Source organism: Sphingopyxis sp. LC81, assembly GCF_000756375.1.
Lineage (GTDB): Bacteria > Pseudomonadota > Alphaproteobacteria > Sphingomonadales > Sphingomonadaceae > Sphingopyxis.
Genome location: NZ_JNFD01000001.1, coordinates 98,885 through 111,513, shown reverse-complemented (window position 1 = coordinate 111,513; position 12,629 = coordinate 98,885). Strand labels below are relative to the sequence as shown.

The window sequence follows — 12,629 nt, the reverse complement described above, 5'->3', positions numbered from 1 at the left end:
TCGCATTGCGGTGCGGCTCGTGCCGCCCTATCTATCGAGCAACCGCGCAAAACCGCACTTGCGCCCTTAGAACAAATCTGGAACAAACCTCCCCCATGAGTCTCACCCATATTTCCGTACGCGGCGCGCGCGAGCATAATCTCAAGGGCGTCGACGTCGATCTGCCGCGCGACGCGCTGATCGTCATCACCGGCCTGTCGGGCAGCGGCAAGTCGTCGCTCGCCTTCGACACCATCTATGCCGAGGGGCAGCGGCGCTATGTCGAGAGCCTGTCGGCGTATGCCCGCCAGTTCCTCGAAATGATGCAAAAGCCCGACGTCGAGCATATCGACGGGCTGTCGCCGGCGATCAGCATCGAGCAGAAGACGACGAGCCGCAACCCGCGCTCGACCGTCGCGACGGTGACCGAGATCTACGACTATATGCGCCTGCTGTGGGCGCGCGTCGGCATTCCCTATTCGCCGACAACCGGCGAGCCGATCAGCGCACAGACCGTGACCGACATGGTCGACCGCGTGATGGCGCTGCCCGAGGGGACGCGCGCCTATCTGCTCGCTCCCGTCGTGCGCGGGCGCAAGGGCGAGTATAAGAAAGAACTCGCGCAGTGGCAGAAGGACGGCTTCACGCGCGTCCGCATCGACGGCGAGTTCTACGAGATCGGCGAAGCGCCGACGCTCGACAAAAAGTACAAGCATGACATCGAGGTCGTCGTCGACCGCATCGCGGTGCGCGAAGGGCTGGGCACGCGGCTGGCCGACAGCTTCGAGACGGCGCTCAAGCTCGCCGAGGGGCTCGCCTATGTCGACCTCGCCGACGGCCCGGTTCCGGGCCGCGAGGAAGAGGATACCGGCGGCGCGATGAAGGGCGCAGGCATCCCCGCCAACCGCCTGATCTTCTCCGAAAAATTCGCCTGCCCCGTCTCGGGCTTCACGATCGCAGAGATCGAGCCGCGGCTGTTCAGCTTCAACGCGCCGCAGGGCGCGTGCCCCGCGTGCGACGGGCTGGGCGAGCGGCAGGAGTTCGATCCCGATCTCGTCGTCCCGAACCATGCGCTCAGCCTGAAAAAGGGCGCCGTGGTGCCGTGGGCGAAATCGAACCCGCCCTCGCCTTATTATATGCAGGTGCTCGAAAGCCTCGGCAAAGCCTATGGTTTCGACCTCACGACGCCCTGGCAGGACTTGCCCGGCGAGGTCCAGCTGATCATTCTCTACGGCAGCGGCGGCAAACCCGTCGAGCTGACTTTCAAGGACGGCAAGCGCAGCTACACGACGCACAAGGCGTTCGAGGGCGTGATCGGCAACCTCAACCGCCGCCTGCTGCAGACCGAAAGCGCGTGGATGCGCGAGGAGCTGAGCAAATATCAGGCGCCGCATCCGTGCGAGACGTGCCACGGCGCGCGCCTCCGCCCCGAACCGCTCGCGGTAAAAATCGCGGGCGAGGATATCAGCATGTCGGCGCAGCGCTCGGTGGCCGATGCGCTCGGCTGGTTCAGCACGCTCGACGAGAAGCTGAACGACACGCAGCGCCAGATCGCCAAGGCGATCCTGAAAGAAATCAACGAGCGGCTCGGCTTCCTCAACAATGTCGGGCTCGATTACCTCAACCTCAACCGCACATCGGGCACGTTGTCGGGTGGCGAGAGCCAGCGCATCCGCCTCGCCTCGCAGATCGGCAGCGGCCTGTCGGGCGTGCTCTACGTGCTCGACGAGCCGAGCATCGGCCTCCACCAGCGTGACAACGACCGGCTGCTCGCGACGCTCAAGCGCCTCCGCGACCTCGGCAACACCGTCATCGTCGTCGAGCATGACGAGGATGCGATCCGCCACGCCGACTATGTCGTCGACATGGGCCCCGGCGCGGGGCTTCACGGCGGCGAGATCGTCGCCGAGGGGACGCTCGACGAAGTGCTCGCGAACACGAAGAGCCTGACCGCGGCCTATCTGACGGGTGCGAAGCGGATCGAGGTGCCGAAGCATCGCCGCAAGGGCAACGGCTTCGACCTCGTGCTCAAGGGCGCGCGCGCGAACAATCTGCAGAATGTCACCGCGAAGATCCCGCTCGGCACCTTCACCTGCGTCACCGGTCTGTCGGGCAGCGGCAAGTCGAGCCTGATCATCGACACGCTCTATGCCAGCGCGGCGCGCGTGCTCAACGGCGCGCGGATGATCGCGGGGCCGCACGACAGCCTGAAAGGGCTGGAGCATTGCGACAAGGTGATCGACATCGACCAGTCGCCGATCGGCCGCACCCCGCGATCGAACCCCGCGACGTACACCGGCGCTTTCACGATCATCCGCGACTGGTTCGCGGGCCTCCCAGAAAGCCAGGCGCGCGGGTACAAGCCGGGGCGCTTCAGCTTCAACGTCAAGGGCGGGCGCTGCGAGACGTGCACCGGCGACGGGCTGATCAAGATCGAGATGCACTTCCTGCCCGACGTCTATGTGACGTGCGAGACGTGCCACGGCAAACGCTACAACCGCGAAACGCTCGAGGTGAAGTTCAAGGGCCACAGCATCGCCGACGTGCTCGACATGACGGTCGAGGATGCCGCCGAATTCTTCAAGGCGGTGCCGTCGATCCGCGAGAAGATGGCGATGCTGGTGCGCGTCGGGCTCGGCTATATCAAGGTCGGGCAGCAGGCGACGACGCTGTCGGGGGGCGAGGCGCAGCGCGTCAAGCTCGCGAAGGAACTCTCGCGCCGCTCGACCGGACAGACGCTCTACATCCTCGACGAGCCGACCACGGGCCTGCATTTCGAGGACGTCCGCAAGCTCCTCGAAGTGCTCCAGGCACTCGTCGACCAAGGCAACAGCGTCGTGGTGATCGAGCATAATCTCGACGTCATCAAGACCGCCGATTACATCCTCGACCTCGGCCCCGAAGGCGGGGTCAAGGGCGGCGAAATCGTCGCCGCGGGCACGCCCGAGCAAGTGGTGAAGGAGAAGCGCAGCTTCACCGGCCAGTATCTGGCGCCATTGCTGAAGTAATTGGCGCGCCCCACAGCAACGGGCCCGATTGACAAGGCACTGACAGCCTTGCAAGTAACTTCCGGCCGCACTCTGCGGCTTGGGGGAAAATGGATGAATTACCTGAGGGGCGCGGCCGCTTTTGCGGTCTCTTTTACCATGCTTTCGATTTCGGTTCAGGCGCAGGAAGCCGCGGCACCCGCCGCGACGGCCGAGCCCGCTGCCGTCGCCGAACCCGCCGCCACGCCGGCTGCGGTTCCGGCCGTTGCCGCCGCACCTGCGCTCGCCGTCGCGGCGCGGGCGCCCGGCCTGATGCTGCCGTCCTATACCGAAGTGATCCTGACGCCCGACGCCGAGGCGAGCAGCAAGAAATTGCGCGAGGGGCACACGGTGCCGATGCACACCGTCTTCGACGTGATGCACAATGGCGTCGTCGTGATCCCGAAGGGCACGCGCGGCATGGGCACCGTGACGTGGCGCACCGGCAAGGGCGCGTTCGGCAAGTCGGCGAAGATGGAAATCACCTTCAACGAGCTGACGCTGCCCAACGGGCACCGCCTGCCGCTGGCGGGCATGCACCGGCAGGAAGGCGAAGGAAACACCGGCGCCGCGGTCGGCGCGGCGATCGCGGTCGGCGTGTTCGGCGCTTTTGTCACCGGCAGGTCGGCGATCATCCCGAATGGCCAGCATCTGATGGCGCGGACGAACGAGGCGCTCGCCTATTCGATCCCAGCGGGTGCGGTGGTCATCCCGACCGCGCAGCTGGCCCCCGCGGCCAGCGTCGCGGTGGTGACGCCCGCAGCCGAAGCGCCGGCCCCGGCCGCGCCCACGGCTGGCAGCACGCCGACCACCGACTGATTGGACCGAAGGATGGGGGTCCCGAACGACATTTCGGGACCCTTCCCTTCGCGACTCCCGCTGGAGAAACCGCGCAGAGGCGGCTAAGCTGCGTGCATGATTTGCGGCGGGAGTTTTATCCGATGCCTATCGATCCTGTATGCCTTGCCCTTCCCTTCATCGCGGCGCTGCTGGCGGCCGCGCCCGCGGCAGCGGCACCAGCGCCGTCCTCACCCGAAGCCGCGCTCGAAGCATATGTCGACGGGCTGCGCACGGGGCGGGTCGAGCGGCTGCAGGCGCTGTTCCTGCCCGACGGGCAATTCTGCACGTTGGCAAAGGAAGGCGCTGCGCCGATCGGCTGCAAGCGCTTTTCCGAGGTGCTCGGCGACTGGGCGGCGCGGCCCGATCCCGCCGCGACCGGGCGCGTCCTCGACCGCCGCGACGCGACGCCGTCGATGAGTGCGGTCACCTATGAACTGCATTTCGGCGGCGACCGGTACGTCGACCAGCTCCTGCTCTATCGCACCGACGCCGGATGGCGCGTCGTCGCCAAGACCACCGCGATCACCGCCGCCCGGTAAATCAGGGCCACACCGCCTACGCCATCAGCTTCGCGGTGACATCCTCGGCGGCATAAATCCGGATCACCGGCTCCTCAGGCGACAGCGCGCGCATTTCGGCGACGAAGGAGGCCGAGGCGGGCACCGCGAAATGGGCGCGGACCGCGTCGACGCTCTCCCACTCCTCGACGAAGACGAGCCGCATCGCGTCCTCGACATCGACATGGCAATGATGCGCCAGACACCCCGCCTCACCGCGCGACCGCGCGCTATGCTCGGCGCCGAGCGCGATCATACCCGTGGCGTTCTCTGGGGTCATGATGACCTGGCCGGTGATGAGGATCATAATCTCTCCACAACATGGCGATAGACAAGGTCTTCCGGATCCAGTCGCGGTGCGCTCCTGTCGAGATACGCCCCGAGCCGCTCCGCTACGGCAATCGACTGCTGGTTCTGCGGATCGACATAGCTCACCAGATCGCGAAGACCGAGCATCTCTCCCGCCCAATCTCGCAGGGCAGCCGCCGCCTCCGTCGCATAGCCATGCCGTTCATAACCTTCATAGATCAGCCACCCCAATTCCTTCTCGGCAAACAGGGGGCCGTGGTTGATCCCGACCTGTCCGATGCACTCACCGGTAACCGAATGGTCGATCATCAACGCGCCATGACCAAAGAGTGCCCATCCCGCTACATCATGACAAAATAGTCCCCAAGCTTCCTTCATTGAATATGGGCCGCCCATACCTCGGGCGCGTGGCGAGGCGAGCATCGCGGCATATGCGGGAAAATCATCAATACCGGGCGCGCGCAAGATCGTGCGCTGCGTTGTGATCGTTGGAATTCCCCGTTCCTGCATATGCCGTCCTGTCCCTTTCCCGTCGAGCGCCCTATGAAGAGCCGTTCTCGATGACACATATATGACATCACCTGTCACATACACGTCACACAACGCGCCCAAATGGCCCTCAGCGAGTCGCCGCGGGGGTGGTGGCTTGGATCGGTAACGACCCCCTCAACAGGATTACCCATGCTGCAGAAATTCGCCCTTATCGCTGGTGCCGCGACGTGCGCGCTGGCGCTTTCCGCGTGCCAGGATCAGGCGTCTTCGGGCGGCGGTGCACGCGATTATATCAGCGCGGTCGGCTCCTCGACCGTCTATCCCTTTGCCACCGCGGTCGGCGAAAAGTTCGCCGAAGCGACGGGCAACAAGACCCCCAAGATCGACAGCACGGGCACCGGCGGCGGTTTCGAGCGTTTCTGCTCGGGCGTCGGCGGCGATACCCCCGACATCGCGAACGCGTCGCGCCGCATCAAGAAGAAGGAATTCGACACCTGCGCCGCGAACGGCGTGAAGGAGATCGTCGAAATCCAGGTCGGCATCGACGGCATCGCGCTGGGCGAAGCTTCGCGCGGCCCCGGCTTCAAGCTGTCGGAAGAAGACGTCTATAAGGCGCTCGCCGCCAACCCCTATGGCAAGCCGAACACCGCGAAGACGTGGAAGGACGTGAACCCCGCCCTCCCCGCAGTCGCGATCTCGGTCTTTGGCCCGCCGTCGACCAGCGGCACCTATGACGCGTTCAAGGAGCTGATCCTCGGCAAGGGCTGCGACGCCAATGCGGAGATGAAGGCGCTGAAGGACAGCGACAAGGAAAAGCATGAGGCGACCTGCACCACGCTGCGCGGCGCGCCCTATTATGTCGAGCAGGGCGAGAATGATAACCTCATCATCTCGAAGCTCGACAAGAACCCGACGAGCCTCGGCATCTTTGGTTTCAGCTATCTTGATGCCAATAAGGACAAGATCAAGGCGGTTCCGGTGCAGGGCGTAGCGCCCAGCTATGCCGCGATCGCCGACGGCAGCTATCCCGGTTCGCGCCCGCTGTTCATCTATGTGAAGAAGGCGCATGTCGGCGTCGTCCCCGGCCTCGCCGAATATGTCGCCGAGTTCCTGAAGGGTGCGGGCGAAGGCGGTTACCTCAACGCCAAGGGCCTGATCGTGTCGCCGAAGGCGATCGCCGATACCGCGGCGGCGAACGGCAAGGGCATGACCGCGCTGAACGGCGCCGAGCTGAAGTAAGTTTCCTCCCGCTGGTGGCCGGGCGGGTTCGCCCGATCCGGCCACCGACTTTTTTGATTTGTGCAGGACGGATATCGCGACGTGACCTTCAACGCCGCCGCCCTTTTGCTTTTGATCGCGGGTCTCGCGCTGATCGGCTGGCTCGCCGGCCGCGCGCGGTCGAACCTGCTGGCCGGCCGTGCGGGCGAAAAGCTGCATTCGCGCCCGCAATATCATGGCTGGTATGTCGCGCTGTGGCTGTTCGCCCCCGCGGCGCTGTTCCTCGCCGTCTGGTCGTCGGTCTCCCCGGCGCTGATCACCAATCAGGTGCTGGCGACCGAGGCCGCGCAATCGCTGCCCTCCTTCGGGTTCGAGCGCGGCGCGATCCTGTCCGACGCGCGCAGCGTCGCCGAGGGCAAGCAGGCCGACGTGCGGCTGCCCGCCGCCGCGCCGCTGGTGAAGCCTTACGCCGACGCGAGCCACAAATATGCGTGGATCGGCATCGCCGCGATGCTCGCACTGGCGCTCGCGGGCGGGCTTTACGCCTTCACGCGCATCCGCCCCGATTTCCGTGCGCGGACACGGGTCGAAAAGATCGTGATGCTGGTGCTGCTGCTCGCGTCGCTCGTCGCGATCCTCACGACCTTTGGCATCGTGCTCTCGCTGCTCTTTGAATCGATCCGCTTCTTCCGCCTCGTTTCGCCCACCGAGCTGTTGTTCGGCACCGAATGGGCGCCGACGAGCGGGGCGCCACAGCCCGACACATTCGGCGGCATCCCGCTCTTCTGGGGCACGATCCTGATCGGTGCGATCATCGCGATGATCGTCGCGATCCCGATCGGGATGATGACCGCGGTCTATCTCACCCAATATGCCGCGCCGACGGTGCGCAAATGGGTGAAGCCTTTGCTCGAAATCCTCGCGGGCGTGCCGACGGTCGTCTACGGTTATTTCGCCGCGCTGACCGTCGCCCCCGCGCTGCGCGAATTCGCGGTGATGCTCGGCATTCCGAACGCTTCGACCGAAAGCGCGCTTGCCGCGGGCATCGTGATGGGCGTGATGATCATCCCGTTTGTCTCCTCGATGGCCGACGACAGCATCAACGCGGTGCCGCAGGCGATGCGCGACGGCAGCCTCGCATTAGGGGCAACGCCGAACGAGACGATCCGCCAGGTGCTGATCCCCGCCGCGCTTCCGGGCGTGATGGGCGGCATATTGCTCGCGGTCAGCCGCGCGATCGGCGAGACGATGATCGTGGTGATGGCGGCGGGCCTGTCGGCCAACATGACCGCCAACCCCTTTGCCAGCGTCACCACGGTGACCGCGCAAATCGTCAAGCTGCTCACCGGCGACCAGGAGTTCGACAGCGCGAAAACGCTCGCCGCCTTCGCGCTGGGGCTCGTCCTGTTCATCGTTACGCTGCTGCTCAACATCGTCGCGCTGCGCATCGTCAAAAAGTATCGTGAAGCTTATGAATAGGCAGACCGCCCCCACCGACTGGAAAGGCGCCGTGATGCAGAAACGCATCGCCGGCCGCTACGCCGCCGAACGCCGCTTCAAGCTCATTGGGCTGGGCGCGGTGCTGCTCTCGGGCGCTTTCCTCGCTTTCCTGCTCTTCGTGATGGTCGGTAACGGCGCGCGCGGATTTATGTACACCCATGTCGCGGTACCTGTCGATTTCAAGGCGATGCCGCTGACGATCGACACGACGCGGCTCGGCGATGCCGACGCCGACCAGGTGATCGCAAACGCGGGGCTCGCCGACATCGTCGCCTTTGCCGCCGACGAGGCGCTGGGGACCGACGGATCGAAGCTGATTTCCGAAAATGCGTGGAAGGAAGTGCGCAGCGCGATCAAGGACGATCCCGAATTGCTGAACGGCAAGACGGTGTTTGAACTGCCCGCTTCGTCCGAAGTCGACATCGCCGCCAAGGAAGGCGCGAAGGGCGCACTCGGCGCGAAGGTCGCTGCGCTGGAGAAGGACGGCAAGCTGTCGACGGGCATCCACTGGCCCTTCTTCAAGAACGCCGACGCCACCGACCCCGCGGTCGCGGGCATCTGGGGGGCATTGAAGGGCTCGGTGCTGACGATCTTCATCGCCTTCCTCATCGCCTTCCCCACGGGCGTGCTCGCGGCGCTCTATCTCGAAGAATATGCGCCGAAGAACCGCTGGACCGACCTCATCGAAGTGTCGATCAACAACCTCGCCGCGGTGCCATCGATCATCTTCGGCCTGCTCGCGCTCGCGGTGTTCATCAACTGGTTCGGATTGTGTCAAGCGAGCCCGCTCGTCGGCGGACTGACGCTCGCGCTGATGACGATGCCGGTGATCGTGATCGCCAGCCGCAACGCGATCAAGTCGGTGCCGCCGTCGATCCGCGACGCGGCGTTGGGTGTCGGCGCCAGCCCGGTGCAGGTGGTTTTCCACCACGTCCTGCCGCTCGCGCTGCCGGGCATCCTGACCGGCACGATCATCGGCATGGCGCGCGCGCTGGGCGAGACCGCACCGTTGCTCCTCGTCGGCATGCGCGCTTTCATCGGCGACGTTCCGGGCGGCGTCTGCTCGCCCTCGACCGTGCTGCCGATGCAGATATTCCTCTGGTCGGACGAAGTCGACCGGGGCTTTGTCGAGAAAACCTCCGCCGCGATCATCGTGCTGCTTATCGTGCTGCTGTCGATGAACGCCTTTGCGATCTATCTTCGCAACAAATTCGAAAAACGCTGGTGAATATGACCCAAGACGATCTTACCATCGCCGATCCCAAGATGAAGGCAGAGGGCGTCAACGTCTTCTATGGCGAGAAGCAGGCGATCAACGACGTCTCGATCGACGTCGGCACCGACCTTGTCACCGCCTTCATCGGCCCGTCGGGCTGCGGCAAATCGACCTTCCTGCGGTCCTTGAACCGCATGAACGACACGGTCGCAAGCGCGAAGGTGTCCGGCCGCATCACGCTCGACGGCGAGGATATCTATGCGCCGTCGATGGACGTCGTGCAGCTGCGCGCGCGCGTCGGCATGGTGTTCCAGAAACCGAACCCCTTCCCCAAGTCGATCTATGACAATGTCGGCTATGGCCCGCGCATCCACGGCCTCGCGCCGAACAAGGCCGACCTCGACGTCATCGTCGAGCGCGCACTGGTACGCGCCGGCCTGTGGGACGAGGTCAAGGACCGGCTGGCCGAAAGCGGCACCGCGCTGTCGGGCGGCCAGCAGCAGCGCCTGTGCATCGCGCGTGCGATCGCGGTCGACCCCGAAGTCATCCTGATGGACGAGCCCTGCTCGGCGCTCGACCCGATCGCGACCGCGAAGATCGAGGAACTGATCCACGAATTGCGCGGCAAATATGCGATCGTGATCGTCACGCACAACATGCAGCAGGCGGCCCGCGTGTCGCAGCGCACCGCCTTTTTCCACCTCGGGACGCTGGTAGAGTACGGCAAGACCACCGACATCTTCACCAACCCGAAGCAGGAACGCACCAAGGACTATATCACTGGCCGCTACGGTTAAGCCGCAGCCAAAAGGACAAGAGTGATGGCACTAACGAACGATCATACGGTCAAAGCCTTCGACGAAGACCTCAACCGCCTGCGCGGGCTGATCAGCGAAATGGGCGGCCGCGCCGAACAGGCATTGCTCCAGGCGATGACCTCGCTCAGCAAGGGCGACCTCGATCTCGCGGCGCAGGTCGTGCGCGACGACAAGAAGATCGACGCGCTCGAGGCCGAGGTCGAACAGCTCGCGGTGCAGACGATCGCGCTCCGCGCGCCGATGGCCGACGACCTGCGCGAAATGATCGCGGCGCTGAAGATCGTCTCGGTCGTCGAGCGCATCGGCGACTATGCGAAGAATATCGCCAAGCGCGTCGCGCTGATGGACCAGACGCGCTCGATCGAGGCGATCCCGCTGCTGATGTCGATGTCGAACATCGTCGCCGAGCTGATCCACGACGCGCTCGACAGCTTCGCGGCGCGCGACGCCGAACTCGCGGTGCGGGTGACGGTGCGCGACAAGAATGTCGACGATTTCTACAACAGCATCTTCCGCACGCTCGTCACCTTCATGATGGAAAATCCCAAGTACATCACCGAAAGCGCGCACCTGTTGTTCGTCGCCAAGAACCTCGAGCGCATGGGCGACCATGCGACGAACATCGCCGAGATGGTCTATTATGTCGTCACCGGCGAACATATGGAGGAACGCGAACGCGGCGAGACCCCCGAGGACAGTGCGTCAGCGGAGCAGGAGCAAGGCTGATGCCGCAGCCCGACCTGCTGCTGATCGAAGATGACGAGGCGATCGCCGAACTCATCGTCTGGCATTTCGCGCGCGAGGGCTTTTCGGTCCGCCAGACCCCCGACGGCGAGCAGGCGCTCGTCCTTGTCGAGGAACGCGTGCCCGACATCGTCCTGCTTGACTGGATGATCGAGAGCCTACCCGGGATCGAGGTTTGCCGGCGCCTCCGCCGCAATCCGAAATCGGCGAACGTCCCGATCATCATGCTCACCGCGCGCGGCGAGGAAGAGGATCGCATCCGTGGGTTAGAGACCGGCGCCGACGATTATGTCACCAAGCCATTCAGCCCGCGCGAACTGGTCGCGCGCGTCCAGGCGGTGCTCCGCCGCCTGCGCCCTGCGCTGGCGGGCGAGATGCTGACCTATGCCGACATCGAGCTCGACTCGGTCGCGCACAAGGTCGTGCGCAACAGCCAGATCGTCGCGATGGGGCCGACCGAATTCCGCCTGCTCCGCCATTTCATGGAGCATCCAGGCCGCGTCTTCTCGCGCGGGCAATTGCTCGATAGCGTCTGGGGCCAGGACAGCGACATCGAACTGCGCACCGTCGACGTCCATATCCGCCGCCTGCGGAAAGCGATCAACCTGCCCGGCACGAGCGACATCATCCGCACCGTACGCTCGGCCGGTTATGCGCTGGATGCAGGCAAGAGCGTCTAACGTCAGGCACGCTCGTCGACGTTGAATTCCACCGGCAGGCCGGATAGATGTCCGGCGTGCCGAGAATAGAGTAGCAGGCTGGTATCTCCTGCGCCCGCTTGACGGGTTCTTCTCCGCCACGGCGCCAACCAGCCTTTGCGGCAGGTGGCGCTCAATTGCAGTTGCCGCCCCGCCGCCACCGACGACGGAGCATCGCCATGCAATATATCTACCTCGCCATCGCCATCGTTGCAGAGGTCATTGCAACAAGCTTTATGAGACAATCGGAAGGCTTCACGAAGCTGGTTCCGTCGCTGATTACCGCCGGCGGCTATATCGTCGCCTTCTACTTCCTGTCGCTGACCCTCAGAACCTTGCCCACGGGAATCGCCTACGCGATCTGGTCCGGCGTCGGGATCGTCCTGATCGCGGCGATCGCGTGGGTGTTTCAGGGCCAGAAGCTCGACACCCCCGCCATGGTCGGCATGGCGCTGATCATAGGCGGCGTGGTGGTGATGAACGGCTTTTCGAACAGCACCGCACACTGATCCCGGACAGGACCTACAGCTGCGGTCGCGCGCTACGGGAGCGACCGGCCCCTAGTCGGGCGCCATCTGGCAATTGGGGCCGACCCACTTGTTGACCGACGTGTCGAGCTCGTTATCCATCATGGAAGCAGTGCACACCGGATACCGGTCATCGCCACGCCGGGCCATGCTGAGATCTTTATATCGGCGAAGAAGGGCAGCGCGGTCGGGAGGCTGATGGCGGCGCTGCTCCAGCGAAAGCTGCAACATGCAATTGGCGAAAGCATCCGTACCTTCCTTGAATCCAAAGTCGGTACATTCCTCCCTGATTCCCGCTTTTTCACGAGAATTTGCTTCACCGGTCAGGAAAATCGCCAACAATCCGGCTATCAATAAAGACAGCATAAAGGAAAAATCACGCATCCGGTGCCTCCTTTGTGAACTATAATCTTTTTGAGCATGGGAAATGTGTCAGAAGATACGGACTTTTGCAATCGGCCTTCCAGCGACACCGCACGCCCTTCAGGAGCGGCCGCTTGTAAACACCCTGTTCCCGATCAGAGGCCCGGAAGTCCGCTAGCGCCCGGTTGCAGACGCCAATCTCCCCTCCCGCTTGCGGGAGGGGTCGGGGGTGGGCCAGTAACGTTGCGATCAGCCCACCCCGCTGCGGCTAGCCAGCAAGCCGGCAAGCCTCGCTGCCCCTCACGCAAGCGGGAAGGGAAATCGGTTCGTTGCTGCAACGGC

The 12,629-nt window shown here is 64.4% G+C and carries 13 protein-coding genes; 10 read left to right on the top strand and 3 right to left on the bottom strand.

Annotation, left to right across the window (positions count from 1 at the left end; genetic code table 11):
* Window positions 1-95: 95 nt before the first annotated feature.
* The 3 genes from uvrA to FG91_RS21600 all read left to right on the top strand — a co-directional run bounded on the left by uvrA (window position 96) and on the right by FG91_RS21600 (window position 4,384).
* The gene (gene uvrA, locus FG91_RS00570) at window positions 96-2,987 is read left to right on the top strand and encodes an excinuclease ABC subunit UvrA (protein WP_037510509.1); all 2,892 of its coding nucleotides are present in this window, start codon (window positions 96-98) and stop codon (window positions 2,985-2,987) included.
* Window positions 2,988-3,080: 93 nt separating this feature from the next.
* Entirely contained in the window at window positions 3,081-3,824 is a 744-nt protein-coding gene (locus FG91_RS21605) for a hypothetical protein (protein ID WP_152567949.1), read from the top strand.
* A 122-nt stretch (window positions 3,825-3,946) separates the two neighbouring features.
* Window positions 3,947-4,384, top strand: coding sequence for a nuclear transport factor 2 family protein (locus tag FG91_RS21600; RefSeq protein ID WP_037510506.1), 438 nt, complete (start codon window positions 3,947-3,949; stop codon window positions 4,382-4,384).
* A 16-nt stretch (window positions 4,385-4,400) separates the two neighbouring features.
* Here the strand turns inward: FG91_RS21600 and FG91_RS00555 are convergent, their stop codons facing one another.
* Both FG91_RS00555 and FG91_RS00550 read right to left on the bottom strand, forming a co-directional pair.
* A complete protein-coding gene (locus FG91_RS00555; RefSeq protein WP_037510503.1) occupies window positions 4,401-4,709 on the bottom strand; it encodes a putative quinol monooxygenase in 309 nt (102 codons plus the stop codon).
* On the bottom strand, window positions 4,706-5,221 hold the full coding sequence (locus tag FG91_RS00550; protein ID WP_037510498.1) for a GNAT family N-acetyltransferase: 516 nt from the start codon (window positions 5,219-5,221) through the stop codon (window positions 4,706-4,708). The genes FG91_RS00555 and FG91_RS00550 overlap by 4 nt, the downstream gene beginning before the upstream one ends.
* A gap of 171 nt (window positions 5,222-5,392) precedes the next feature.
* On the opposite strand from FG91_RS00550, the gene FG91_RS00545 reads away from it, so the two are divergent.
* The 7 genes from FG91_RS00545 to FG91_RS00515 all read left to right on the top strand — a co-directional run bounded on the left by FG91_RS00545 (window position 5,393) and on the right by FG91_RS00515 (window position 11,906).
* Window positions 5,393-6,442: a substrate-binding domain-containing protein gene (locus FG91_RS00545; protein ID WP_037510494.1), complete on the top strand. Its 1,050-nt coding sequence runs from the start codon at window positions 5,393-5,395 to the stop codon at window positions 6,440-6,442.
* A gap of 81 nt (window positions 6,443-6,523) precedes the next feature.
* On the top strand, window positions 6,524-7,900 hold the full coding sequence (pstC, locus tag FG91_RS00540) for a phosphate ABC transporter permease subunit PstC (RefSeq protein ID WP_037511021.1): 1,377 nt from the start codon (window positions 6,524-6,526) through the stop codon (window positions 7,898-7,900).
* Window positions 7,893-9,149: a phosphate ABC transporter permease PstA gene (gene pstA / locus FG91_RS00535; protein ID WP_037510491.1), complete on the top strand. Its 1,257-nt coding sequence runs from the start codon at window positions 7,893-7,895 to the stop codon at window positions 9,147-9,149. The genes pstC and pstA overlap by 8 nt, the downstream gene beginning before the upstream one ends.
* A 2-nt stretch (window positions 9,150-9,151) precedes the next feature.
* Window positions 9,152-9,934 carry a phosphate ABC transporter ATP-binding protein PstB gene (pstB, locus tag FG91_RS00530; protein ID WP_037510489.1) on the top strand — a complete coding sequence of 261 codons (783 nt, stop codon included), beginning with the start codon at window positions 9,152-9,154 and terminating at the stop codon, window positions 9,932-9,934.
* Between the two features lie 24 nt (window positions 9,935-9,958).
* Window positions 9,959-10,681 carry a phosphate signaling complex protein PhoU gene (phoU, locus tag FG91_RS00525; RefSeq protein WP_037510486.1) on the top strand — a complete coding sequence of 241 codons (723 nt, stop codon included), beginning with the start codon at window positions 9,959-9,961 and terminating at the stop codon, window positions 10,679-10,681.
* On the top strand, window positions 10,681-11,379 hold the full coding sequence (phoB, locus tag FG91_RS00520; RefSeq protein WP_037510484.1) for a phosphate regulon transcriptional regulator PhoB: 699 nt from the start codon (window positions 10,681-10,683) through the stop codon (window positions 11,377-11,379). The genes phoU and phoB overlap by 1 nt, the downstream gene beginning before the upstream one ends.
* 197 nt (window positions 11,380-11,576) lie before the next feature.
* Window positions 11,577-11,906, top strand: coding sequence for a DMT family transporter (locus FG91_RS00515; RefSeq protein WP_037510475.1), 330 nt, complete (start codon window positions 11,577-11,579; stop codon window positions 11,904-11,906).
* Window positions 11,907-11,957: 51 nt separating this feature from the next.
* Here the strand turns inward: FG91_RS00515 and FG91_RS00510 are convergent, their stop codons facing one another.
* Complete coding sequence (locus FG91_RS00510) at window positions 11,958-12,308, bottom strand: hypothetical protein (RefSeq protein WP_152567948.1); 351 nt, start codon at window positions 12,306-12,308, stop codon at window positions 11,958-11,960.
* Between the last annotated feature and the right edge of the window lie 321 nt (window positions 12,309-12,629).

What these genes read in the sequence shown, in the direction of transcription:
- FG91_RS21605 (WP_152567949.1), top strand. Translation starts at nt 3,081, where the DNA reads ATGAATTACCTGAGGGGCGCGGCCGCTTTTGCGGTCTCTTTTACCATG.
- FG91_RS00550 (WP_037510498.1), bottom strand. Translation starts at nt 5,221, where the DNA reads ATGCAGGAACGGGGAATTCCAACGATCACAACGCAGCGCACGATCTTG.
- FG91_RS00510 (WP_152567948.1), bottom strand. Translation starts at nt 12,308, where the DNA reads ATGCGTGATTTTTCCTTTATGCTGTCTTTATTGATAGCCGGATTGTTG.
- pstA (WP_037510491.1), top strand. Translation starts at nt 7,893, where the DNA reads ATGAATAGGCAGACCGCCCCCACCGACTGGAAAGGCGCCGTGATGCAG.
- phoU (WP_037510486.1), top strand. Translation starts at nt 9,959, where the DNA reads ATGGCACTAACGAACGATCATACGGTCAAAGCCTTCGACGAAGACCTC.
- FG91_RS21600 (WP_037510506.1), top strand. Translation starts at nt 3,947, where the DNA reads ATGCCTATCGATCCTGTATGCCTTGCCCTTCCCTTCATCGCGGCGCTG.
- FG91_RS00555 (WP_037510503.1), bottom strand. Translation starts at nt 4,709, where the DNA reads ATGATCCTCATCACCGGCCAGGTCATCATGACCCCAGAGAACGCCACG.
- FG91_RS00545 (WP_037510494.1), top strand. Translation starts at nt 5,393, where the DNA reads ATGCTGCAGAAATTCGCCCTTATCGCTGGTGCCGCGACGTGCGCGCTG.
- phoB (WP_037510484.1), top strand. Translation starts at nt 10,681, where the DNA reads ATGCCGCAGCCCGACCTGCTGCTGATCGAAGATGACGAGGCGATCGCC.
- pstB (WP_037510489.1), top strand. Translation starts at nt 9,152, where the DNA reads ATGACCCAAGACGATCTTACCATCGCCGATCCCAAGATGAAGGCAGAG.
- FG91_RS00515 (WP_037510475.1), top strand. Translation starts at nt 11,577, where the DNA reads ATGCAATATATCTACCTCGCCATCGCCATCGTTGCAGAGGTCATTGCA.
- uvrA (WP_037510509.1), top strand. Translation starts at nt 96, where the DNA reads ATGAGTCTCACCCATATTTCCGTACGCGGCGCGCGCGAGCATAATCTC.